The following is a 23,706-nucleotide window of genomic DNA, read 5'->3' on the forward strand; positions in this document are numbered from 1 at the left end:
CTCGGCGTCGCGGGCACTTCCCGGCCCGGTGAGGTTGCGCCGAAGTTCCTTGGGCAAGGCGAACCGGGTGTGCTCCTCGGTGGCGGCCACCACCTTGATGTGCCCGAAACCGTGCTCGGCGAGCCACTGGAGGACCTCGGTGACGAGGATCTCCGGAACCGAGGCTCCCGAGGTCACACCCACCGTCCGGACGCTGGACAGCCAGGCCGGATCGATCTCTCGCGCGCTGTCGACCAGGTGCGCAGCGGCGCCTGCGGTGCGCGCGACTTCCGCCAGGCGCACAGAGTTGGATGAGTTCCCAGAGCCGACGACGAGCACCAGGTCGGCGTCGGCGGCGAGCTGTTTGACAGCTTGCTGCCGGTTCTGGGTGGCGTAGCAGATGTCGTCGCTGGGCGGGGAGATCAGCGCAGGGAAGCGTTGCTTGAGGGCGTCGACGGTCGTCATGGTCTCGTCGACGGACAGGGTGGTCTGCGACAGCCACACCACCCGCTGTTCGTCGCGCACCCGCAGCGCGGCCACATCATCGGGCCCGGTGACCAGGTGTACCTGCTCGGGGGCATGGCCCATGGTGCCGATGACTTCCTCGTGTCCGGCGTGGCCGATCAGGAGGATGTCGTAGCCGTCACGGGCATAGCGCTGGGCCTCCTGGTGGACCTTGGACACCAGAGGGCAGGTTGCGTCGATGACCGCCAGACCGCGAGCGGTTGCCTCGCTGCGTACCGTAGGGGCGATGCCATGGGCGGAGAAGATGACGATGCCGCCTGCGGGTACCTCGTCGAGTTCTTCCACGAATACGGCGCCCAATTGGGCGAGCCGCTGCACGGTATGGGTGTTGTGGACGATCTGCTTGCGTACATAGATGGGCGGCCCGTACTTGTCCAGGGCCTCCTCGACGGTGTCCACGGCCCGGTCCACACCCGCGCAGCAGCCGCGGGGCTCGGCCAGCAGCACCCGGCGTTCCGGTTCGAACCTGGCAGTGTTCATGACACTCCCTCCTTGACGGTATCCCCGGTCAGAGCGAGGGCTTCTTCCACCAGCGCTTCGACGATCTTCGATTCCGGTACGGTGCGCAGGACTTGGCCGCCTCGGAAGATCTGGCCTTTGCCGTTGCCGCAGGAGACGCCGAGGTCGGCTTCGCGTGCTTCGCCGGGCCCGTTGACGACGCAGCCCATGACCGCGATGCGCAAGGGGTGGGGGAAGCCGTCGAAGGCGGCTTCGACCTGGGCTGCCAGGCGGTGGATGTCGACTTGGAGGCGGCCGCAGCCGGGGCAGGAGACGATTTCCAGTTTGCGGGGGCGCAGGCCGAGACAGGACAGGATGTGGCAGCCCGCCTTCACCTGTTCGACGGGTGGCGCGGACAGCGAGACGCGGATGGTGTCCCCGATGCCCTCGCCCAGCAGGATGCCGAAGGCGACAGCGGATTTGATGGCGCCCTGGAAGGCGGGTCCGGCCTCCGTGACCCCCAAGTGGAGGGGATAGTCGCATTGTTCGGCGAGAAGCCGGTTGGCTGCGATCATCGTGAGAGGGTCGTGGTGCTTGACTGCGATCTTGAGGTCGGTGAAGCCTTGTTCCTCGAACAGGGAGCACTCCCACAGCGCAGACTCCACCAGCGCTTCGGCGGTGGCCTTGCCGTGCTTGGCCAGCAGACGTGCGTCGAGGGAGCCTGCGTTGACGCCGATCCGGATGGGTACCTGGGCCGCGGATGCGGCCTTGGCGATGGCGCCCACCTGATCGTCGAACTTCTTGATGTTGCCCGGGTTCACGCGCACCGCCGCGCAGCCCGCATCGATCGCCGCGAAGACGTAGCGGGGCTGGAAGTGGATGTCGGCGATCACCGGGATCGGCGACTTCGCGGCGATCTTCGGCAGGGCGGCGGCGTCGTCGGCGGAGGGGACGGCGACCCGGACAAGATCGCAGCCGGCGGCAGTGACCTCGGCGATCTGCTGCAACGTGGCATCCACGTCGGCGGTGTTGGTGGTGGTCATGGTCTGCACCGAGACCGGTGCACCGCCGCCCACGGGCACCGAGCCGACGCGCAGTTGCCGGGTCGGGCGGCGGCCTGATGGAGCCTGTGCGGGCCCGCTGGGCAGACCGAGATCGATCGTGGCCATCACGCCCTCCTTGGGGCCGCGGCGGGGGCGGGGGACGCGTCGATGCGTTGCGTGGGCACGGACCGGCCGGGTGCGGCCGGTCGGCTGCCCACTGTGGAGAGGGCTTCTCGTATGGCATCGGTGATGGCGTCCGGGCTCAGGCCGTTCTGGGCCAGCAGCCGGCCGCGGTCGCCGTGCTCGACGAAGGCACTGAGTAGGCCGAGGGTGAGGTGCGGCATCCTCACCCCGGCCTTGCAGCAGGCTGCCGCGAGGGCCGAACCCACCCCGCCGGTCACCGTGTTGTCCTCGATGCTCGCCCACAGCCGGTGCCGGGATGCGAGAGCGGGCAGCGCCGGATTGACGGGCAGCACCCAGCACGGATCCACCACGGTGACGCCCAGGCCGTGCTCCTCAAGCCGCTCGGCGGCCCGCAGAACAGTGGGCGCCATGGCACCCACCGCCACCAGCAGAACGTCCAAGCCGCGGCCGGTGGTGCGGTGCAGGACATCCAGGCCGTCCATCCGCACCCGCGCCCGAATCTCCCCCACAGCCGCGCCCTTGGGCAGGCGCAGCGCGGTCGGCCCGTCCTGCAGCGCGGCCGCGCCCCGCAGCTGGGCGCGCAGCCGCACCGCGTCCCTGGGGGCGGCCACCCGCATGCCCGGCACCACACCGAGCACGCTCAGGTCCCACATGCCGTGATGGGACGGCCCGTCCGGACCGGTGATCCCGGCCCGGTCCAGGACGAACGTGACCGGCAGCCGGTGCAGGGCCACATCCATCAGCACCTGGTCGAAGGCCCGGTTCAGGAAGGTGGCGTAGATCGCCACCACAGGGTGGAAGCCGCCCATCGCCAACCCGGCGGCCGATGTCACCGCGTGCTGCTCGGCGATGCCGACGTCGAAGACCCGCTCGGGGAACCTCTCGTACATGGCGTGCAGGCCGGTCGGACGCAGCATCGCTGCGGTCACCGCGACCACGTCCTCCTGCACGGCGGCCAGCTCGCACAGGCTCGTACCGAACACACTGGTCCACGAGGCCTGCGAGGCCCCGCCCGACTGTCCTGTTTCCGGATCCACCACACCCACCGCGTGCAGGCAGTCCGCCTCGTCCGTTTCGGCGGGGGCATAGCCTTTGCCCTTCACCGTCATCACATGCACCAGCACCGGCCGGCGCATCGCGCGGGCCCGGCGCAGCACCGCCTCGACCTCTGCCGTGTCATGGCCGTCCACGGGGCCGAAGTAGGTGAAACCGAGATCGGTGAACAGGTTCCGGCAAGCCTCCGCGCCGCCGCCGAACTTGAGGACGCCCAGGTGCGCGGCCACCGCACCGATCGTGGGGGCATAGGAGCGGCCGTTGTCGTTGAGCACCACGATCACCGGCCGCTCGCGGGCGGCGCCGAGATTGTTGAGCGCCTCCCACGCCATCCCGCCGGTCAGCGCGCCGTCACCGATGACCGCGACCACCGCACGGCCGCTGTCCCCGTTGAGCGCGCGGGCCTTGGCCAGACCGTCCGCATACGAAAGGGCAGTGGAGGCATGGGAGTTCTCCACCAGGTCATGCACCGACTCCGACCGCGACGGATACCCCGACAGACCACCGGCCTGGCGCAGGCTGGCGAACCCGCCGGACCGGCCGGTCAGCATCTTGTGCACATATGCCTGATGTCCGGTATCGAAGATCAGCGCATCCTTCGGCGAGTCGAACACCCGATGCAGCGCCAGCGTCAGCTCCACCACACCCAGATTCGGGCCCAGATGCCCGCCCGTCACGCACACCTTCTCCACCAGGAACCGGCGGATCTCCTCTGCCAGCCGCGGCAGCTGCTCGCCCGGCAGCGCCCGGACATCTTCCGGGCACGCCACCCGCTCCAGCAGCGAATCCTCGGCCGGGACAGGAGAGGGCTGTCGTACGTGGGACATAGCTGGGGCCTAACGTCGCACCGTGGACCAGGACCGGCACCCGGCACCTGCGTACAAGCGCCGTCATCGCCGAACCTCCACCATGACGGCGATCACTCCAGCTCACACAAGGCGCACCCCACCTGCGTATTGACGTGAACACGACCTACGAAGTGCGCCCGGGAGCTCTGCGAAGCACACCGCAACGCACTCGTCGCCGTCGCGCACGCGCTCCCGCCCCCACACCAACACGCCGTCGTTGAACGGCACTGCGCCCTTGACTGTGCCTCAGCCCGACCCCCTGAGGTACCAACAGCCCCGCGCCCCACACGACGAGACAGGTTCCGTTCTCGCGGTGGCCACCAGGTCCAGGCGTTCCGCACCCGTTCAGGGGCAACCTGCTGCCCCTTTTTGGACGTGCGTGTCAGACGTGGCGGCCCGTACCTCTACCAGAACCGTCCGCGGTGTGGGCTCTTTCGCTCAATTCCGGGTCCAGCCAAGGTGAGCCCAAAACCCGCCATCAGTGGATCTTGAACGGGAAACGTGCCTGATCAGGCGGAGTTTCGGCGTCTTCCCGTCGGTGCCGGGCACAGTGATGCGTCCGCGCCCTAGGCGACTTCGGCGAGGGTGCGGTACAGGGTAGGCAGGCTGGGGTGCTTGCCCTTGTGCTTGCTGCGGGTGATGACGGTCTTCTGCTGGATCTCCTTCATCGGAGTGTCCTTGGCGCGCAGAGCGAGGGCGTACTCGTTCTGGTCGGCGTCCAGCGAGGGGGCGGCCGCCGGTGCGGCCGCGCTTGCGGGCGGATTCCTGGCCTTCCAGGGTGCGTTCGCGGGTGTAGGTGCGCTCCGCGCCGGACAGCGCGGCGAGCACCCCGAAGAGGATGGCGTCCCGGCCGTGCCGGTCGCAGGGGGCGCACAGGCCGGTGATCGGGCCGCTCAGGAATTCCAGGGCGATGCCGACCTTGCGCAGCTCCTCGACGTTGACGAGCAGGTCGGTGCCGCACCCCAGGCGGCGGAACTCGTGCACGGTCAGGATCACATGCACGTCGGCGTGCCGCTCTTTGAGGCGGCGGGCCATGGCGACGGCCTTCTCGTACTCGGGCCAGACCTTGACGCGGGTCGAGACCTTCTCGTGGAACACCTGAAAGCAGACCGGCTACAGCGCGTCGAGCTGGGACTGCAGTTCCTGGGTGGCGGTCGAGCAGTGGGCGTAACCGATGCGGACCGTCGTGATCCCCGCCGTGAGCAGCGCGGGTTCCGCCGGAGCGTCCGCGCCCGGGTCCGGGCCAGTGGCCCACCTTTTGCCGGGATTACGGTCGGGCGAGGTGAGGACGTGGAGCTCCTCGGCCACTTGGGGCACGAGTTGGAGGCGGCGGGTGTGGTACTTCACCGCGGTCTTCCCGGACCCGGTATTGAGAACCGGGATCCTCGACAAACCGGATGCGGTGCGGGACTTGATCGGCAGTTTCTCATTTGACCATTTACTAGAACCGACGTGCGCACAGGGGAGGTGGTGCGCGAGCGCCCGCCCCGCGCCCGGAAGCAGTGATTCCGCAGAAATCGCGTCACGTCCGTATGGCCCCTGCCCTCATGCTCCGGGGTGCGACGATGCGCCTGGTCGGCGGGGTTGATCGCCCGTGTTGGCGTGGAGAAGAGCCGGTTCTGTGAACGTGCAATGTTTCACCATGTGCACCGCTTTGCTGCGGTGCAACGGCTGCGGTTTGCCGCCGTGCGGCGCAATGGCAACAGCCCACTGGCGCACGCCCTTGAGGGCTGGAGGAAAGGAGGCCGGTGACGCGGTATGTGTTCGACAACAGTGCGGAGGAAACCGGTAGTCGTTTCAGTTCTCTGGAGGCCACCTACGACACCGCATCCCGCGCAGCTCTGGCCAGGGCTGGTGTCGCTGCCGGCTGGAACTGCCTGGAGGTCGGCGGCGGGGGAGGCTCGATCGGCGGCTGGCTGGCCGAGACGGTGGGCCCTGCCGGGCAGGTGACCGTCACCGACATCGAGCCACGGTGGATGAGCTCCCACGAGCAGCGCGGGAACATGCGGCTGTGGCGGCATGACATTGCCCGTGACGCCTTGCCGGAAGGCGAATTCGACCTCATTCACGCGCGTCTGGTGCTGGTGCATGTGCCCGAGCGCCACCAGGTGCTGCCCCGTTTGGTGCGGGCCTTGCGGCCGGGGGGGGGCCGGCTCGTCCTGGAGGAGTTCGACTGCGGGTGGGTGCCGGTCCTCGCCGCTCCCAGCCCTGCTACGGCGGACCTGTTCACGCGGGTACATGCCGAGATCCTGAACCTGTTGCAGGCGGCGGGCGGTGACCCGCTGTGGGGCCGCAGAGTGCTCCAGGCCATGGCGGACAGCGGGTTGGAGCAGCTGGGCGCGACCGTCTTCGCACAGGCGTGGCCCGGAAAGAGCGTGGGGATCGATCTGCACCGGTGCGCCAGCACCTCGGCGTCCATCCCGCGGTCGGTACTGCGCAGTTCGTCGACGACCAGGCCCATGTACTCGGTGTGCCAGCAGACGACGGCGTTCGTCACGACGGTCAGGCACGACGCCTGCTCGTTCTGCTGCTCCGGCTGGCGGCGGGCGATCTTGCCCTCGCGGGCGTAGTGCAGTTGGCGGCGCAGGGCATGCAGGGACTCGCCCTTGTTCAGCTGGCGGGCGATCTTGCGCCACTAGCCCTCGTCCGGCAGGCACTTCGCCGCATAGATCGTCCTGCGGATCGCCCCGTACTCCTTGAGCGCGGCGGCCAGCGCGTTCTGCCGGGAGGACGCGGACGGCTTGCCCACGATCAGGGAGGCGGTAGCGTGCCCGTACTCCAACGCCCCCGCCAGACGAAGCAAATCGTCCGAGTGCGCGGCGACCAGGCCCAGGTTGGCCTTCTTCGTCGGCGGCGGCCCCGCCGTGGGGAACTCCTCCTCACAGTCGGCCTTGCCGCCCATCTGGTACAGGGCGATCTGGCCCAAGTCGCGGATGCGGGGCGAAAGCTGCCTGCCCACCAGGTCGAACAGTCCGAAGTTGACCAGGGTCACGCCGTGCGTATCGGTCGCGTGCTCGGTGATCGGCAGATCGGTGGCGTACCCAGGATCTCGTCCAGCACATAGTGGGCCTCGCGATGCATGGCCACGATGACCTTCGTGCCGGAGGTGGAGTGCTGGTCGGACACATGGGCGTAAGTGGAGATGCCCTACGAGTAGAGATCCACCGTCGCCTCGTAGGCTCGCCCAGGGCCTCGACAATGTCCTGATACACGCGCGGCAGGACCGTCACGTCCAACTCCGGCGAGCAGTCCGGGATGAGCCTCACCCCGACCGGCGGCCCGGAGGGCGGATCGGCGACCGGGCCGTCGTCGCCGTCGTCCTCCAGGATCTCGGACATGGCCTCCCGCGCGACCTCCAGCCGCGACAGGGCGGTCTCCTACTCGGTCAGACGCCCGGACAACTCCTCGATCCGGGCCCGCAATTCAGCAATCTGCTCCCGCGCGGCAGCCTCCCACCGCTCGAGCTTCTCCCGCCACGACAGCATCCCCCCTCCCTGACCGCGGTCCCGGACACGACGATCCGCACTCCGGTCACGGACAGCAACGGCGCACGGCGTCACATCCTCACTTCAGGAGAGCCGCACCCAAAGCCAAGGAGATCCCACCCGGCCACCTCCAGCCGCCAGGACAGCCGAGGAGCAAGACTGCCCGTCAGCGCGGCAACCCGCGCCTCCTGGCGCTGCATCCAAACTCGGGGGTGCTCCGCACGCAGCTCTTTGACGAACACTGGTCCAGTGGCGGAAGGCACACGTACGACGATCTCGCTGCTGGCCCCTCCTTCAACAGGCGTCACATCAACAATCGGCCCGGTCTCCCCTTCGACGGCCCGGACAGCCGCCCCCGGTAGATCGGCCCAACGCAGGCGTTCGATGACCATTCGCGCAGGCTTCCAGGGCTCACGAGGCGCAGGGTGATACATAGCAGGCGATCCCCGGTTAGCGAAACCGGAGATCCACCGCACCATTAGTGGTCCACCGCCATTCCCTGCCCGTCACGTCGAAAGGCAGCATCACGACGACAGCCCACAACTCCACACCCTGCTCGGGCCAGCGCCCCAGCAAGAGTTCTCTATGCCGCGGCGTAGCTGAGGCGGAGAAGGTCTCCAGCGCGCTCCAAATCCCGTTCCGTACGCACCTGCAGCTCCAGGTCACCCGTGCCGTGGTGACCGAGCCCTGTCACGTCCCGGGTGAGCCCGGGAATGAGGTCCACCTCCTTAGGGTCGGCCTTAAGGTAGACGAGGATCTTGGTCTGCTGGGGCGGGCAGACGCTGGCGAAGTTCCGCAGCCGGCGGTAGGCGCGGTACTGCTTGCGCTGCACCCGGGTGACGCCGTCCCCGAGTCCGACCAGGACCTCGTCGACCGCCTCGGCCAGTTCGGCCATCGCACCGCTCCGCTTCCGGCCCGGCAACATCCCGGCCGCGCGGCGCCGTACCCGCTTGGCCGTGGCCGGGTGCCCGGTGACGGAGGCCACTGTCTCAAGGCCGAAGTGGTCGCTGCCGAAGTACCGGTAGCGGACTAGGTCGATCGAGCGCCGGTGCTCGCGCACGGCGTGCGCGTCGTAGCGGGTGAAGTCGCCGGCCACGCAGATCAGCCGGGGCGCGCTCCATAGAATCTGGGACGCGGCCGTGCCCCCGAGCCGGTCGCGGACCAGGTTCCGGAAGGCATCCTTGTGGTTCGTCAGCCAAGCCATGTAGTAGAGGCCCTGGTTGATCACGCCTGCGTCGGTGCCACGCTTGTACTCGACGACCACTGGAGCCCCGTTCTCGTCGAGACCCAGCGAGTCGATCCGTCCGCCGTCCACACAATCGATGACGAACTCGCTCGCGAGGAACGTGACGCCCAGCATCGTCTCCATGTGCGCCTCGACAAGGTCCTGCACATCCGCCTCGACCGCAGCCAGACGCGGCGTGACCTCAGTCACGATGCCTTTCGTATTAAACAGCTTCAGGCCCGACACTTTCCCCTCCTCGGCTCGGAGATCACCAACGCCGATGAGGTGAAGGATTATTTCCGCTCAGGTTGTCGGGGGCGTGAAGATGGTGTGCGATACGCGCCCAAACCCCGAATGGGGAAACTCAGCCTGCCGCGGCAAGCACCAGTGGAAGAACCTCACCACCACCTGCCTGGCGAAGCAGGCGTGCGACAACTGCGAGGGTCCAGCCGGAGTCGGTGTAGTCGTCCACGAGTAGGACGGGACCGGGAGAGCGCGTCAAAGCATCAGTCAGCTCCTCGGAGACGGAGAAGGCCCCGGACAACGCCTTTAGGCGTTGGGCAGAGTTACTTCGGCGCGCCGCGTGTGCACCGTCCGGCCCCGTGTACGTGAGGGCGCCGAGGTAGGGAAGGCGGCCGATGGTCGCGATTCCCTGAGCAAGGGAACTGACCAGTTGCGGGCGGGCCAAGGATGGTACGGCGACGACCCCTACCGGCCGGGCAGAGGCGTCCGGGACGTTCGGCGCCCAGCCGCCTGGAGAGCGCGCCCAATCGGCGAGGACCGCCACCGCAGCCCGTAGGACGTCGTCGGGCACTTTCCCATCGGGCGCGCCCTCAGTCAGTAGCGGACGCAGCCGGTTTCCCCAGCCGATGTCGGAGAGGCGTCCCAGAGCTCGTCCAGTGGCGCACTGCTCTCTTGCCGCGATGCGCCCCTTGAGATTGACGCCCAGTGACGGCATTCCGGTCGGCCACATTCGACGCGGCTCAACCTCCACGCCCGGGCGATCCAACTCCTTCGCAGCCCCCGTCAACATCTCCACCGAAACAGAGGAATCAGCCCAGGGCCCTGCGCAGTTGTCGCACCGGCCACACGACCTCGCCTCTTCGTCATCCAACTGTCGCCGCAGGAATTCCATCCGACACTGTGATGTGGTCGCGTAACCACGCATGGCCTGTTGCTCGGCCGCCCGCTGCCGCGCCACCCAGGAATAGCGCTCAGCGTCGTACACCCAGTCGGCTCCCGTGGCAGTCCAGCCACCCTTCACTCGCTTCACCGCGCCGTCGACATCCAGAACCTTCAACATTGCCTCTAGCCGGGTACGGCGAAGATCCACCACTGCCTCCAGAGCCGGCACGGATAGAGGCCTTCCCGCATCGGCCAAGGCCGCGAGAGTCTGGCGAACCCGCGTCTCAGGCGGAAAGGCAGTGTCGGCGAAATACCGCCAAATGGCCTCGTCTTCCTTGCCCGGCAACAAAAGCACGTCGGCATGCTCGACGCCGCGCCCAGCACGCCCCACCTGTTGGTAGTACGCGATCGGAGAGGACGGCGAACCAAGATGCACGACGAAACCCAAGTCCGGCTTGTCAAAGCCCATCCCCAGCGCCGAGGTCGCCACCAGTGCCTTCACTCGGTTTTCGATCAGGTCTTCCTCTGCCTGCAGACGTTCAGCATTCTCCGTACGCCCTGTGTAAGAGGCCACAGGGAAGCCGCGTTGGCGCAAGAAAGCAGTAGCCTCCTCGGCTGCAGCAACAGTGAGGGCATAGATGATCCCTGAACCCGGCAGCTCGTCCAGGTGTTCAGCCAGCCACGCCAATCGGTGTGCGGCATCCGGCAGCTGAACCACCCCCAGCCGCAGACTCTCCCTCTCCAACGGGCCACGCAACACGAGAGCCTCGCCAATGCCTGTACCCAACTGCTCAGCGACGTCAGCTGTCACGCGCGCGTTCGCGGTCGCGGTGGTGGCCAAAACCGGAACACCTGCAGGCAATTCAGCCAACATCGCTCGAAGGCGACGGTAATCGGGGCGGAAATCATGACCCCAGTCAGAGATGCAGTGCGCCTCGTCGACCACCAGTAGCCCCGTCGTAGCCGCGAGTCTGGGAAGTACCTGCTCACGGAAATCCACAGCATTAAGCCGCTCAGGACTTACGAGGAGAACGTCGGTCTCACCGCGCTCGACCTCCCCGTAGATAGAGTCCCACTCCTCCGGGTTGGCCGAGTTGATTGTGCGCGCCCGGATACCCGCTCGGGCCGCCGCCTCGACCTGATTCCGCATCAACGCCAACAGAGGCGAGACAATTACCGTAGGACCAGCACCACGCCGGCGCAGCAGAGCGGTGGCGACGAAGTACACCGCCGACTTGCCCCAGCCTGTGCGCTGCACCACCAAGGCACGCCGACGCTCTTCCACCAGAGCGGCCACCGCATGCCACTGATCCTCCCGCAACCGCGCCGAACCCGTTGGGGCACCGACGAGCTCGGCGAGGATGACATCGGCTTCGGTGCGGAGGTCCAGATCGTCCATGCTCCCATGCAACCGGAAACCGGGGACTATCGGCTAGCTCACTCAGTGTGACGCCCTGCTCGCATGCGGTACGCCTAGTGCGCGTCGATGGAGGGTGGCCAGCACGGCGCGCTCAACCGCCCAGCCCCTCGATCAGCACGTTTACGCAGGTCAGGGCGCTAGATCCGCCTGGAATTTGAATGCCTTCCCAGTTCGGTAGCCCGGAGCGGCTCAACAACCCGGACTTCCGCGACCAGGTGCTGCCGAAGCTCGCCGCGGCCACCGGCCTGCTCGTGGTCGACGAGGCGCACTGCATCTCCGACTGGGGCCACGACTTCCGGCCCGACTACCGCAGGCTGCGCACGATGCTCGCGGACCTCCCGCCCGACGTCCCCGTCCTGGCCACCACCGCGACGGCCAACGCCCGTGTGACGGCCGACGTGGCCGAGCAGCTCGGCACCGGCGGCGGCTCGGACGCACTCGTCCTGCGCGGCCCGCTCGACCGGGAGAGCCTGAGTCTGAACGTGCTCCAACTGCCGAACGCCGCACACCGCTTGGCGTGGCTGGCCGACCATCTGAACGACCTTCCGGGGTCCGGAATCATCTACACCCTCACGGTCGCCGCCGCCGAGGAAGTGACCGCCTATCTGCGCCAGTGCGGGCACACCGTCGCCTCGTACACGGGAAAGACCGAGAACGCGGACCGCCAGCAGGCCGAGGAGGATCTCCTCGCCAATCGCGTGAAGGCCCTCGTCGCGACCTCCGCCCTGGGGATGGGCTTCGACAAGCCCGACCTGGGGTTCGTGGTCCACCTCGGTTCCCCCTCCTCTCCGATCGCGTACTACCAGCAGGTGGGGCGCGCGGGCCGCGGAGTCGACCACGCCGAGGTGCTGCTCCTGCCGGGCAAGGAGGACGAGGCCATCTGGAACTACTTCGCCTCGCTCGCCTTCCCGCCCGAGGAGCAGGTGCGCCGCACGCTCGACGTACTGGCCCAGGCCGACAGGCCGCTGTCGCTGCCCGCCCTCGAGCCCCTGGTCGAGCTCCGCCGCTCACGGCTGGAGACGATGCTCAAGGTCCTCGACGTGGACGGCGCGGTCCGCCGCGTCAAGGGCGGCTGGATCTCCACCGGCCAGGCGTGGGCGTACGACACCGAGCGCTATGCCTGGGTCGCCAAGCAGCGGCAGGCCGAGCAGCAGGCGATGCGCGAGTACGCGTCGGCGCCCGGCTGCCGGATGGAGTTCCTGCGGCGCCAGTTGGACGACGAGGGCGCGGCTCCCTGCGGACGCTGCGACAACTGCGCGGGCTCGCGGTTCGGCGACGAGGTCTCCTCCGCGGCGCTGGACGCGGCACGCGGCGAGCTCGGGCGCGCAGGTGTCGACGTGGAGCCCCGGAAGATGTGGCCCACGGGCCTGGCCGCGGTCGGCGTGAACCTCAAGGGACGCATCCCCGCGGGCGAACAGGCGGCTCCGGGGCGGGCCTTGGGCCGGCTCTCCGACATCGGATGGGGCAACCGGCTCCGCCCCATGCTCGCCCCGCAGGCCCCGGACGGGCCGGTTCCGGACGACGTGGCCAAGGCCGTGGTGGACGTGCTCGCGGACTGGGCGAAGGGCCCCGGCGGCTGGGCCTCGGGCGCGGGTGACGCGCGGCCGCGCCCGGTCGGCGTGGTGACCATGACGTCGCTGACGCGGCCCCAGCTGATCCGGTCACTGGGCGCGCGGATCGCGGAGATCGGCAGGCTTCCGCTTCTGGGGTCCCTGGAGTACGCCGCCGGCGCCGAGGCCGCGCGGGTGCCCCGGAGCAACAGCGCACAGCGCCTGCGTGCCCTCGACGGCGCGCTGACGGTGCCTCCCGCGCTGGCTGCCGCGCTCCAGGAAGCGGGCGGGCCGGTGCTCCTGGTGGACGACCTGACCGACAGCGGCTGGACCCTCGCCGTGGCCGCGCGCATGCTCCGTCGTGCCGGAGCCGAGGGGGTGTTGCCACTGGTCCTCGCCGTGCAGGGATGACACAGGCGTCGGGGGGCGGCGAGCTGGGCAGGGATATACACGGCGCATCGTCCGATACCGGCGATCGGCCCCAACTGCTCGTTGCCGCAGGGGACTACGACGGGAAGAATTGGAACCGCTCCCGCGCGGCTCCCCGTGGTCCGGTAGGGCTGTGTTGCGGTGCGCTCCCCCAGTCCGCCCCCGCCCTCAGCATGGGCGCGTAGCCGAAGGGAGGACCGTGACCTTCGGATTCGCTCCGTCCGCCCCGGGATCGACGTCGGAGTTCTCGACCTCGGCCGAGTTGTCCGCCGCTTCCGCCCACCGACTGACCCGGATGCTCGAACCCGCGGAGTGGTCAGCCGCGGGGATCCCCCTGCTGCGCAATCCGCGCGAGGTCGTGAGCGGCCTGCACTCCCGCCACCGGCCGACCCCGGCGACGGCTGTCGTGGCCGTGCTGGATCCGGACGAGCGGCTGCGGGCGAGCGCCTCCTTCGACCGGCGCGCGACCGTGACGGACGGCTGGGTGTTCCGCAACGCCCTGCTCGCGCAGTTGCGTCGGGTCATCCCGCACGATCTGCGGCGCCGCACCCCCGTGCGCACCGCCGTGCTGCTCTACTGCCGTGACGGAGACGCCCGTTGGACCCAGGAGGACGGTGCCTGGATGTGGGGCCTGCGGGACGCCTGCACCCTGCACGGGCTGCGGTGCGGTGCGTACATCACGCTGACGCACGACGGCTGGCAGGTGCTCGGCGAGGGACGCGGAGGCCGCAGGCCGAGCGTCGGTTCGCAGCCCGAGCCCTTCACCGGGACCGATCCGCCGATGCCGCGCACCGGAGGCGTCGCGTCGGACGTGCTGCGCCGCGCGGCGGCACGCTGACGTCACCCCCGCGACGCCGCCCCCTGCTCGTCGCCTGGACGAGGACGCGCGAGCGCACGTCCTCTGTCCCCCCACACTTCACCGTCACCCGCACGCGATCGGCCCGGACCGGCACGCGGCCGACCCGGCCGTGCCTCGCACGGCACACGTCGTCCGACACACGTCGCACAGCACACGTCGTACGACACGCACCACACGGCACATGTCGTGCACCGCACGCCGCACGCCGAACGGCGACACCACCCGGCCACTGCCGCGCGGCGCTACCGCGCGACCGGCACCGGGCGACGGCTGCCGGACACCGACGTCAGACGCCGGCGCCCAGCATCGAGTTGATCCGCTGCGGGTCGCCGCAGACGATCAGCAAGGTTCCCGCCCGGGTCAGAGCCGTCGGCAGCGCGGCCACCGCGGTCTCCTCGCTGCCGCCGTTGACGGCGACGACGACCACGGGCCGAGCCGCGGCACGAGTGAGGGCGGCGGCGTCGGCGTAGAAGACGTCGTCGCCCGCGTCGTGCTGGGCCCAGTAGGCGGCCTCGCCGAAGGACAGCTCGTGCGTGGCCCACGGGTGCGGATCGCCGGTGGTGATCACCAGGATGTCCCCGGGCGCGCGCCCGGAGTCGAGCAACAGGTCGACGGCCTCCTCGGCCGCGTCCAGCGCGCCCTCGACCGAGGCCGGGATGAGTTGGATCTGCGGAACCGAAGCGGCGGAGGCGCCACCGGCGGGTGCTCCGGAAGTGGACGCGCCAGAAGCGGCGGGTCCGGGAGCGGCCGGGGCGGACGGCCCGGGCTTGGCTGCCGCGTCGCGCGGCGTGCGCTGCGCGGGCGGCATGGGCCGGGCGGGACCCGGGCGGCCGGGACGCGGCGGAGCCGCGGGGCGGGGGCCGGGTACGGGGCGGGGGGTCGGCGCGGTGCGGCCACTGGCCGGCGTGGCGCGGGGACCCTGGGCACTCTCGTGAATCTGAGGCTCCTCGGGAATGAGAGGCATGAAGTGTTGTCTATCAAACGCCGATGCGACTCGCGTCGGCGGGTGGCACATGAGTGCGACCGGAAGGGCCGGAAAAGCGTCAGAACTCAAAGCCGAGCTGACCCTCGATTTCCGGAACTTTTCCGTCCGCCCAGCTGCGGGCCTTCTTGAGGTGCCGCCACTGGGGCAGCGCATCAAGATACGCCCACGAAAGCCGGTGGTACGGGGTGGGCCCCCGCTCCTCCAGCGCGGCCTTGTGGACCGGCGACGGATAACCGGCGTTGGCCGCAAAACCGAAGTCTGCATGTTCGATGCCCAGTTCGGCCATCATTTTGTCGCGCCGGACTTTGGCGATCACCGAAGCCGCGGCGACGGCCACACAGGAACGGTCGCCCTTGATCACCGTACGAACCCGCCAGGGAGCCCCGAGGTAGTCGTGCTTCCCGTCGAGGATGACCGCGTCCGGACGGACCGGCAGCCCCTCCAGGGCGCGCACCGCGGCGAGCCGCAGCGCGGCCGTCATCCCCAGTTCGTCGATCTCCTCGTGCGAGGCGTGACCGAGGGCGTGTGCCGTGACCCAGCTCTCCAGTTCCTCCGCGAGCGCGTCGCGCCGCTTGGGACTGATCAGCTTGGAGTCGGTGAGCCCTTCGGGCGGCCGGCGCAGTCCCGTGACCGCCGCACAGACGGTGACCGGGCCCGCCCACGCGCCGCGCCCGACTTCGTCGACACCGGCGACGATCTTCGCTCCGGTGGTGGCGCGCAGGGAGCGCTCGACGGTGTGGGTGGGTGCTTCGTACGGCATGGCGCCAGACAGCGTACGCCGCCGGAGGCCGCCCGCGACACCCAGGCTTGCCGAGTCGCCCGCAGAGCCTTTCCGGGCACGGGCGCGCGGCTTACGGGCGCGCGGGCGCACGGCCCTCAGCGGCGCAGCAGCGGAACCATCACCTGGTCGATGAGGGCCTCGAACTCCTCGTCCTGCCATTCGCTGCCGCACACCTTCGAGCGGTACATGAGCATGGCCGGAATGACGTCGCACACATAGTCGTCCGTCCCTCCGGAACGCACCTCTCCGCGCTCGATTCCGCGGCGCACGACCTCCTTGATCAGCTTCACGCTCGGCTCGATGACGCCTTCGTAGATCACGTCGTGGAAGCGCTCGGCCGTTGCCGTGTCGCACTCGTGAAGCACCGAGCGCAGGGCGAACCCGGAACGCGAGAACATCGCCTCCCGCATCTGTCCGCACAACCTGAGCAGGTCCGCCCGGACACTCCCCAGGTCGGGGGCGCTCGCGAGCTGCGGCAGCCCGACGCGCAGCGCGTCCACGACGAGCTCCTCCTTGGACGGCCAGCGGCGGTACACGGCGGCCTTGCCGGTCTGCGCGCCCGCGGCCACGCCCTCCATCGTCAGCCCGCTCCAGCCGACGGTGCTGAGCTGCTCGAGCGCGGCGTCGAGGATCGCCCGCTCCAGCACGGGACCTCGGCGCCGCGGGGCAGCCTCCCGAGCGGAAACGGCCGTCCAGCGCGAAGTAACCATCAATCTCTCTCCGTTGAGCGAGCCAGTCGTCGCGCCGTCCCCGAGAAGCGGGGTCGGCGGCGCCGCACCCTCGACCAGCATGCCAGGCGAGCCGGTTCCCTTCGATGGCCGTGGCCGGTATCCGCCGGTCAGCCGGTCAGCCGGTACGGACGAAGCGCTCCCGCACCGCGTTCAGATGGTCGAGGCCCGCGAGCACCGCCGCGCTGTCTCCCACGAAGTCGACCAGGCAGGCGATCTCGTCCGCGCCGGCCTCGCGCACGCGCCGGGCCGCCCCGGCGCACTCGTCCACCGAGCCGATCAGCGAGGTGCCTTCCAGGTAGCGGTTGACGCCGAGTTCGGCGAGCCTGTCCCGGGCGTCGCCCCGCGCCATGAAGTCGCGGCCCCGGCGCCCGCCGCTCATGGCGCCGCCGGCCTCCACCGCCCGCGCCTCCAGGTCGATGGCGGTCAGGAGGTACTTCTTCAGCCAGGGCACGGCCGCCGCCCGCGCCTGCTCGGACGTCGCCCCGACATGCGTGTGCATCATCACGGTGACGCGGCCCCGGTCGAAGCCCGCATCGGCGCGCGCCTTCCGGTACGTCCCGATCTTTCCGGCCAGTTCGTCGACGCTCTGGTTCTCCAGGTGGGTGAGCACATGGGTGCCGAGCAGTCCCGCCTGCCGGAACGTCTCCTCGCTCCGGGACGCCGTCGTCCAGACGGGGAGTTCGTCCTGCACCGGGCGGGGGAAGACGTCGAGCGTGACCTCCGTGCCGTGCGGATTGGTGCCGGTCCAGGTCCCGGTGGCCCAGGCCCGGCGGATCGCCGCGATGTCGGCGACCATGCGTTCGCGGCGGTTCTCGTAGGCGTCGGGGGCGAGCACGAAGTCGTTGACGTTCCACCCCGAGCCCACCGAAATGGCCGCCCGGCCACCGGAGATGCCGTCCACCATCGCGAAGTCCTCGACGATGCGCGCCGGTTGGTGCATCGGCGTGACCACGCTGCCGGCCCGGATCTGCAGCCGCTCGGTGACCGCCGCGAGGGCGGCGGAGGTGACGGCCGGGTTGGGAAAGGCGCCGCCGAAGCGGTGGAAGTGCCGCTCGGGGGTGGAGACGAAGGCGAAGCCGAGCTCGTCGGCGCGCCGGGCGGCGTCCAGGAGCAGCCGGTACGCCTCGGCCGCGGCGTCTCCGACGGCGGCGAAGAAGAAAAGCCCGAAGTCGAGCCCCTCTCCGGAGCCCTCCGGTGCGGGGGTGTTCGTCATCGGGCAGCTCCTCGGCGGGCAGTCGGGGGTGTGGGGGAAGTGCGGGAGGTCCGGTCGGCGGCGGCATCGGCCACGAGCCGCTCCACGAGCGGCACGCACTCGGCGGGGGTGGGCCGGGACAGCACGCTCTGCCGCACCGCTGCCGCCGCCTCGCGGCAGGACGGGTCGTCGAGCAGCCGGCTCACCGTCGCGCGCAGGGTCTCCGGATCCGCCCGGTCGCCGGTGAGGTGGACGCCGGCGCCGGTCCGTGCCAGATGGGCGGAGAAGAAGCCCTGGTCCGGCATCTGAGTGATCATCAACTGCGGTACGCCGTTCAGCGCCGCGGTCAGCATGGAGCCCACGCCGCCGTGGTGGATGACCAGGTCGCAGCTCGGCACGATCTTGTACAGGGCGCAGTCCTCGGCGATCCGCACCCCGTCGGGCACCTCGCCGAGCAGCGGGCGCTGGCTCGGCACCACCGCCGCGACCAGCTCCACGTCGAGCCCCGACAGGGCGTCGAGGACCTTGGGCACGAAGAAGCTCTCCTCGCCCACGACTTCGGTCATGGTGATGCCGAGGGTGACGCAGACGCGGGGCCTCGCGGGGGCGCGCAGCACCCACTCGGGGACGTGTCCGGCCCCGCTGTAGGGCACGTAACGCACGGGCAGCCGCCGGGTGTTGCCGGCGACCTGGGCGTCGTCCGGGCAGGCGTCCAGGTTCCACCAGTCCGGTACGTCGTCGAGGCGCATCCCGAACCGTTCGAAGAGCTCGGCGAACTGGGGCGGCAGGTTGTCCCGCCCGATGCCGCGCCCCACGATGTCCGGGCCCCACAGATAGCGCAGCGAGACGGCGCCGCACGCCGCGGCCGCGAGCGGTCCGGCCAGCGTCGCCGGTTCCCACACCACCGCGTCCGGCCGCCAGTCGCGGGCCAAGGCGACCAGGTCGTCGGCCATGCCGTCGGCGATCTCGCAGAACAGCACCTTGGGGTCGCCGGAGCGGGGCTCGCGGCTCTCGGCCCGGTCGCGGTAGCGGCCCGCGAAGTCCGCGTCGCCGCCCACGCCGATCACCGGGAGCCCGGATCGGGCGACCGTCTCGACGAGTTCGGGCTGGGTGGCGACGCGCACCTCGTGCCCGGCCGCGCGGAGCGCCCAGGCGAACGGCGCCATGACGAAGTAGTGCGAAGGGAGTACGGCCGTCACGAACAGCACACGCACCGGAGTTCTCCTGAGGTCGAGGGGGACGGCCGGCGCCTGTCGGCCGGCCGGAGGGGGCGGGTCATGTGGTCACCGGGGCCCGGACGTACCGGTCGAGCACCCCGCGGTAGTAGTCCGCGGGGAAGTCGAGGGGCTCCGGACTCACCAGCCGCCGCAGCTTCGCTATGGAGACCTGGTGGTTGGCGCCACGGCCGTCGACGAAGCGGCGCTCCGCCGTGGCGCCGAGCCGCCGCTCGATCCGGTCGACGATCGCCTCGACGGGCACCTGCACCCCGGAGGCGATGTTGACCACGTCGTGCGAGACGCCGAGGGCGAGCAGCCGGTCCACGACCGCGACCACGTCGTCGATGGCGATCAGGTCGCGGGCGGCACCGCGGTGCACGGTCACCGTGCCCGCGCACACCTGGCGGATCAGGGTGGGCAGCAGCTGGTGCGGTGGATGTCCGGGGCCCACCACGTGCCCCAGGCGCAGGATCAGGTGGTCCGCCCCCGACGAGGCGACCTCCTCCTCCAGGCCCCGCTTGTGCCTGCCGTACGGCGTGCAGGGGGTGACGGGTTCGTCCTCCCTGCCGCGGCACCCCTTCGCCCCGTACATCCCGGTGGAGGCGGTGGAGAAGAACACCAGCCGGGTGCCGTCCGCCCGGCACCGGCGCAGCGTCTCGCGCACCAGGGCGGCCTCCCTCGCGAACTCCGCCTCACAGACGCCGTCGGCCCAGGAGACCCCGGCGGCGAGCAGCACGATGCCGGGGTGCCGGTCGGCCGACGCGGTGAAGTGCCGCGCGAGGAAGCCGCGGCCCACGATCTGCATCCGTCCGCTCCTTACTCGGCCGCGCCGGAGCGGGCCGCCCCGACGGGTCCCGCGGAGCCGGACAGGGCGAGCTTCTCCAGCACGGGCACGACGTCGGCCGGGGCGGGCAGCAGGGCGATCTCGGCGGCCACCGCCCGCGCGGCGGAGCGGTAGGAGCCGTCCCGCAGCAGCGCCTCGGCGCGCTCGACGACCGCCTCGGTCGACGCGTGCTCGGGGGTGAGGCCGAGCCCGACGCCGTGCCGCTCCACCAGTGCGGCGTTCTCGAACTGGTCGGAGGTCTGCGGCAGGCACAGTTGCGGTACGCCGTGGACGAGCGCGGCGAACGCCGATCCCGGCCCGCCGTGGCTGATCAGTACGTCGCAGTCGGCGAGCGCCCGGTCGAGCGGGAAGCGGCCGGCCGCGACCACGCCGACCGGCAGCGGATCCCAGCCCCGGGCGACCTGCTCGTCGACCGCGACCACGACCTCGGCGCCCAGGCCGGTCAGCGCCGTCATCAACTCGGCCATCCGGCCGGGGAAGTCGAGCTTGCCGTGGGTGGGCAGCATGCTGCCGAGCGTCAGGCAGATCCGCGGGACGCCCTGTGGACGGTCGGGCCAAGCGGTGTGGATGTCGGGCCCGTTGTACGGAACGTGCCGCATCGGCGTGCTCCGTGGCGGGGTCGTGCCGCGCATCGAGGGCGGGCAGATGTCGAGGACGAGGGCGGGGTCGGGCAGTCCCGCGACGCCGAGGGCCGCGCACTCCGGGGCGAGCTCCTCCGCCGCGGGGCGGTCGGGGCCTTCGGGGCCGTGGAACCCGGCGAAGTTCAGCCCGGGTTCCACCCACGGGATGCCGTACGCGGCCGCCGCCAACTGCCCGGCGTACTCCATGGGTTCGCTGACGATCAGGTCGGGGCGCCACTCCTCGACCAGGCGCAGGGTGCCCTCCAGGGTGCGGGCGGCAAGGCGCCCCCAGGCGCGGCCGCTCGCCCTGCGCCGGGCGACCGGGTCGCGCACCGGCTCCAGGCGCCGCCCTTCCCTGTCGTGCAGCATGAACTCCGCGAAGCCCACCGGGGGCGCGGACGCGGCCACCGGCAGTCCGGCCTCGATGACCGTGTCGGCGAAACTCTCCGGCGCCGCGAACAGGACCTCGTGCCCCGCGGCGCGCAGCGCCCAGGCCGGCGGCACCAGCGGATAGAAGTGCCCGGGCAGGGGCGCGGTGGTGAACAGAACCCGCATGTCGACTCCTCGGTCGTGTGTGCTGCGGCGGTGGCGGACGGCGTCGGCGACGCCGGGCGGTGGCGACCGGGTCAGGCGGCGTCCTGGAGCGGCCGCCACCACGCCTCGTTGTCCCGGTACCAGTCGACGAGTTCGGCGAGTCCGCGCTCGAGGGGGATCCGCGGCCGGTAGCCGAGCTCCGTGCGGATCTTGCTGTCGTCGAGCGAGTAGCGCAGGTCGTGGCCCTTGCGGTCGGCGACCCTGCGGACCGAGCTCCAGTCGGCGCCGCACAGGTCGAGCAGTCGGCCGGTGATCTCCTTGTTGGTGGTGTGCTCGCCGCCGCCCACGTTGTAGATCTCGCCCGCGCCGCCCTCGGTGAGCACCAGGTGCAGGGCGCGGCAGTGGTCGTCGACGTGCAGCCACTCGCGTACGTTGCCGCCGTCGCCGTAGAGCGGCACCTGCTCTCCGGCCAGCAGGCGGGTGGTGAAGAGCGGAAGCAGCTTCTCCACGTGCTGGTACGGGCCGTAGTTGTTGGAGCAGCGGGTGATCGAGACGTCGAGGCCGTGGGTGCGCCAGTAGGCGCGGGCGATCAGGTCGCTGCCCGCCTTGGACGCCGCGTAGGGCGAGTTGGGCAGCAGCGGGGACTCCTCGGTCCAGGACCCCACGTCGATGGACCCGTACACCTCGTCGGTGGAGACGTGCAGGACCCGCTCGACGCCGGCCCGCAGCGAGGCCTCCATGACGGTCTGGGTGCCGCCCACGTTGGTCCGTACGAACGCGGCCGCCCCGTGCAGCGACCGGTCCACGTGCGACTCGGCCGCGAAGTGCACCACCGCGGTGTGTCCGGGCGTCACCTCGTCCATGAGCCGCTGGTCGCAGATGTCGCCCCTGACGAACTCCAGGCGGGGGTGGGCCTCGGGCAGGTTGGCGAGGTTTCCCGCGTAGGTGAGGCTGTCGACGACGGTGACGCGTACGTCCTCGTATCCGGGATACGCGCCGGCCAGCAGCTGCCGCACATAGTGCGAGCCGATGAATCCGGCTCCTCCGGTGACCAGAATCCTCATGGCGCCACTCCCCGTCCCTTCCGGTTGCTTCTGCGGGCCAAGCCTCACGCGGGGGCCTCGAAACGGGATCGATCCTCGCCGGACAGCCGGTTGCGCAGCCGCGCCAGGACGTCCGGGTCGGTGAACTGCCCGTCGGCGGCGAGCTGTTCGGCCGCCTTGAGGACGGTCTCGCGGTCGCGTTCCGCGCCGCACGGACGGGCGTGGAGGAGCCCGAGGACCCGGCTGCCGCCGGAGGTGACGCCGCGGTGGCGACGGGCCAGCGCGGACAGGCTCTGGCCGGGACCGGCCTCCACCAGCTGGTAGGGGCCGTCGGCGAGGAGCCGGTCGAGGGCCGGGCCGAAGAGGACCGGCTCGGCGGGCTGCATGGCCCAGAACTCGGGGTCGGCGGCCCGGTCCGGGGTCAGTTCGGTGGCCGTGTAGGCGGACAGGACGGGGATCGCGGGCGGGTTCCTCCGCACGGCGGCCACCGACGGGATCTGCCGGGCGCACAACCGGGCCAGCGAGGGGCTGTGGAAGCCCGCGGTGGCCTTGGCCCGTACGCAGGTGAACCCCGCGGCGCGCACGGCGTCGGCGGTCTCGGACAGCGCGGGTTCGGGCCCGGCGAGCAGGAGTTGGGCCGGGGAGTTGACCGCGCCGACGACCACGCCGGCGCGGAGGTGGGGTGCCACCTCGTGGGGCGTGGCGGCCACGGCGAGCATGCCGCCGGGCGGGGCCTGGGCGATCAGCTCGACGCGCTCGGCCAGCAGGCGCACCGCGTCCGGCAGCGAGAAGATCCCGGCGAGCACGGCCGCGGCGGCCTCACCGGCGCTGTGGCCGAGCAGCACGGCCGGCCGGATGCCCCAGTCGAAGAGCATCCTGCCCAGCGCGTAGTCCACCGCGAAGAGCAGCGGCTGGGCCCGCGAGACATGGTCGAGCGGGACGGCGGGACGGTCGGCGGCCCAGTCGTCGCGGATCCGGTCGCCCTCCGCGCCGAGCAGCTCGAAGACCTCGTCGACGGCTTCGGTGAAGGACGGTTCGCTGCCGTACAGGCCGCGGGCCATGCCCTCCTGCTGGGCCCCCTGCCCGGGCAGCAGCAGCGCGACGGGGAGCGGTGCGCGGGTGAGCGGTGCGAGTGGGGCGGCGGAGCGCGTGGGTGCTCCCGGCATGGTTCCTCCCGGTGGGACGGTCCTGACCCGGCGTGGGCGGGTGGGCGGGGTGGATACACGGCCGCCCCACCCGGATGGGCGGGGCGGCCGCGGTGACGGCCGCGGGGGAACGGCCGTCGATTCGGTTGGTCCAGGGGGCTCGGCGACGGCGGAGCCCGACGGCTCAGGCGGCCACCGGAGGAACGGAGTTGACCAGGTCGAGCAGCGCGCGCGGGGTCTCGGCCTCGGCGGCGGCGTCGGGGATCTCCACGCCGTACTCGCGCTGGATGCGGCCGATGACCTGGAGCAGCGCCAGAGAGTCGTAGCCGAGCTCGGTGAAGTCGGTGTCCAGGACGTCGCCGTCGAGGTCGACGCCCTCCTCCTCGCCCGCGCTCTCGCGCAACAGGCGGGTCAGGTCGGTGAGTTCGAGGATGCCGTTGGTGGACATGGCTGTGCTCCTTCGGGAGTGGGTGAACAGACGGAGAGAGTGG

General features: G+C 70.7%; 19 protein-coding genes and 3 pseudogenes. 3 read left to right on the forward strand and 19 right to left on the reverse strand.

Going from position 1 to position 23,706, the window contains the following annotated elements; genetic code table 11:
• The 5 genes and pseudogenes from ACZ4D5_RS36915 to ACZ4D5_RS36935 all read right to left on the reverse strand — a co-directional run.
• Positions 1-984 (reverse strand): annotated as a pseudogene (locus ACZ4D5_RS36915) (4-hydroxy-3-methylbut-2-enyl diphosphate reductase); the annotation flags it as partial.
• Positions 981-2,111 carry a flavodoxin-dependent (E)-4-hydroxy-3-methylbut-2-enyl-diphosphate synthase gene (gene ispG / locus ACZ4D5_RS36920; protein ID WP_467776845.1) on the reverse strand — a complete coding sequence of 377 codons (1,131 nt, stop codon included), beginning with the start codon at positions 2,109-2,111 and terminating at the stop codon, positions 981-983. The gene ispG and the pseudogene ACZ4D5_RS36915, both read right to left, overlap by 4 nt.
• The gene (locus ACZ4D5_RS36925) at positions 2,111-4,009 is read right to left on the reverse strand and encodes a 1-deoxy-D-xylulose-5-phosphate synthase (RefSeq protein WP_467776846.1); all 1,899 of its coding nucleotides are present in this window, start codon (positions 4,007-4,009) and stop codon (positions 2,111-2,113) included. The genes ispG and ACZ4D5_RS36925 overlap by 1 nt, the downstream gene beginning before the upstream one ends.
• A 459-nt stretch (positions 4,010-4,468) precedes the next feature.
• Positions 4,469-5,128: a recombinase family protein gene (locus tag ACZ4D5_RS36930; protein WP_467776847.1), complete on the reverse strand. Its 660-nt coding sequence runs from the start codon at positions 5,126-5,128 to the stop codon at positions 4,469-4,471.
• Between the two features lie 15 nt (positions 5,129-5,143).
• A complete protein-coding gene (locus tag ACZ4D5_RS36935; protein ID WP_467776848.1) occupies positions 5,144-5,377 on the reverse strand; it encodes a hypothetical protein in 234 nt (77 codons plus the stop codon).
• A 413-nt stretch (positions 5,378-5,790) separates the two neighbouring features.
• On the opposite strand from ACZ4D5_RS36935, the gene ACZ4D5_RS36940 reads away from it, so the two are divergent.
• Positions 5,791-6,600, forward strand: coding sequence for a class I SAM-dependent methyltransferase (locus ACZ4D5_RS36940; protein WP_467776971.1), 810 nt, complete (start codon positions 5,791-5,793; stop codon positions 6,598-6,600).
• Here ACZ4D5_RS36940 and ACZ4D5_RS36945 read toward each other — a convergent pair.
• The 4 genes and pseudogenes from ACZ4D5_RS36945 to ACZ4D5_RS36960 all read right to left on the reverse strand — a co-directional run.
• Positions 6,486-7,022 (reverse strand): annotated as a pseudogene (locus tag ACZ4D5_RS36945) (Tn3 family transposase); the annotation flags it as partial. The gene ACZ4D5_RS36940 and the pseudogene ACZ4D5_RS36945 overlap by 115 nt on opposite strands.
• A complete protein-coding gene (locus ACZ4D5_RS36950) occupies positions 7,019-7,174 on the reverse strand; it encodes a Tn3 family transposase (protein WP_467776972.1) in 156 nt (51 codons plus the stop codon). The pseudogene ACZ4D5_RS36945 and the gene ACZ4D5_RS36950, both read right to left, overlap by 4 nt.
• Positions 7,175-8,098: 924 nt before the next feature.
• Complete coding sequence (locus ACZ4D5_RS36955) at positions 8,099-8,986, reverse strand: DUF5655 domain-containing protein (RefSeq protein WP_467776849.1); 888 nt, start codon at positions 8,984-8,986, stop codon at positions 8,099-8,101.
• A 118-nt stretch (positions 8,987-9,104) separates the two neighbouring features.
• Entirely contained in the window at positions 9,105-11,264 is a 2,160-nt protein-coding gene (locus tag ACZ4D5_RS36960; protein ID WP_467776850.1) for a RecQ family ATP-dependent DNA helicase, read from the reverse strand.
• Between the two features lie 197 nt (positions 11,265-11,461).
• Between ACZ4D5_RS36960 and ACZ4D5_RS36965 the strand changes: the two are divergent.
• A pseudogene (locus tag ACZ4D5_RS36965) lies at positions 11,462-13,246 on the forward strand (helicase-related protein); the annotation flags it as partial.
• A gap of 217 nt (positions 13,247-13,463) precedes the next feature.
• Positions 13,464-14,102, forward strand: a complete 639-nt coding sequence (locus ACZ4D5_RS36970; protein ID WP_467776851.1) for a hypothetical protein — start codon at positions 13,464-13,466, stop codon at positions 14,100-14,102.
• A gap of 307 nt (positions 14,103-14,409) precedes the next feature.
• Here ACZ4D5_RS36970 and ACZ4D5_RS36975 read toward each other — a convergent pair whose 3' ends face one another.
• The 10 genes from ACZ4D5_RS36975 to ACZ4D5_RS37020 all read right to left on the reverse strand — a co-directional run bounded on the left by ACZ4D5_RS36975 (position 14,410) and on the right by ACZ4D5_RS37020 (position 23,663).
• Entirely contained in the window at positions 14,410-15,087 is a 678-nt protein-coding gene (locus ACZ4D5_RS36975; RefSeq protein WP_467776852.1) for a hypothetical protein, read from the reverse strand.
• Positions 15,088-15,166: 79 nt separating this feature from the next.
• A complete protein-coding gene (locus tag ACZ4D5_RS36980; protein WP_362340147.1) occupies positions 15,167-15,868 on the reverse strand; it encodes a ribonuclease HII in 702 nt (233 codons plus the stop codon).
• A gap of 116 nt (positions 15,869-15,984) precedes the next feature.
• Positions 15,985-16,599 carry a TetR/AcrR family transcriptional regulator gene (locus ACZ4D5_RS36985; protein WP_467776853.1) on the reverse strand — a complete coding sequence of 205 codons (615 nt, stop codon included), beginning with the start codon at positions 16,597-16,599 and terminating at the stop codon, positions 15,985-15,987.
• Positions 16,600-16,735: 136 nt separating this feature from the next.
• Positions 16,736-17,833: a MupA/Atu3671 family FMN-dependent luciferase-like monooxygenase gene (locus ACZ4D5_RS36990; RefSeq protein WP_467776854.1), complete on the reverse strand. Its 1,098-nt coding sequence runs from the start codon at positions 17,831-17,833 to the stop codon at positions 16,736-16,738.
• On the reverse strand, positions 17,830-19,026 hold the full coding sequence (locus tag ACZ4D5_RS36995) for a nucleotide disphospho-sugar-binding domain-containing protein (RefSeq protein ID WP_467776855.1): 1,197 nt from the start codon (positions 19,024-19,026) through the stop codon (positions 17,830-17,832). The genes ACZ4D5_RS36990 and ACZ4D5_RS36995 overlap by 4 nt, the downstream gene beginning before the upstream one ends.
• Before the next feature lie 61 nt (positions 19,027-19,087).
• Positions 19,088-19,834 (reverse strand): NAD-dependent epimerase/dehydratase family protein, encoded by a 747-nt coding sequence (locus ACZ4D5_RS37000; RefSeq protein WP_467776856.1) that lies wholly within the window; start codon positions 19,832-19,834, stop codon positions 19,088-19,090.
• 11 nt (positions 19,835-19,845) lie between these two features.
• Positions 19,846-21,048: a nucleotide disphospho-sugar-binding domain-containing protein gene (locus tag ACZ4D5_RS37005; protein WP_467776857.1), complete on the reverse strand. Its 1,203-nt coding sequence runs from the start codon at positions 21,046-21,048 to the stop codon at positions 19,846-19,848.
• Between the two features lie 71 nt (positions 21,049-21,119).
• Positions 21,120-22,091, reverse strand: coding sequence for a dTDP-glucose 4,6-dehydratase (gene rfbB / locus ACZ4D5_RS37010; RefSeq protein WP_467776858.1), 972 nt, complete (start codon positions 22,089-22,091; stop codon positions 21,120-21,122).
• A gap of 44 nt (positions 22,092-22,135) precedes the next feature.
• Positions 22,136-23,236, reverse strand: coding sequence for an acyltransferase domain-containing protein (locus ACZ4D5_RS37015; protein WP_467776859.1), 1,101 nt, complete (start codon positions 23,234-23,236; stop codon positions 22,136-22,138).
• Positions 23,237-23,399: 163 nt separating this feature from the next.
• Complete coding sequence (locus ACZ4D5_RS37020) at positions 23,400-23,663, reverse strand: acyl carrier protein (protein ID WP_467776860.1); 264 nt, start codon at positions 23,661-23,663, stop codon at positions 23,400-23,402.
• Between the last annotated feature and the right edge of the window lie 43 nt (positions 23,664-23,706).

The sequence above is a fragment of the Streptomyces sp. NPDC025651 genome (assembly GCF_055558735.1).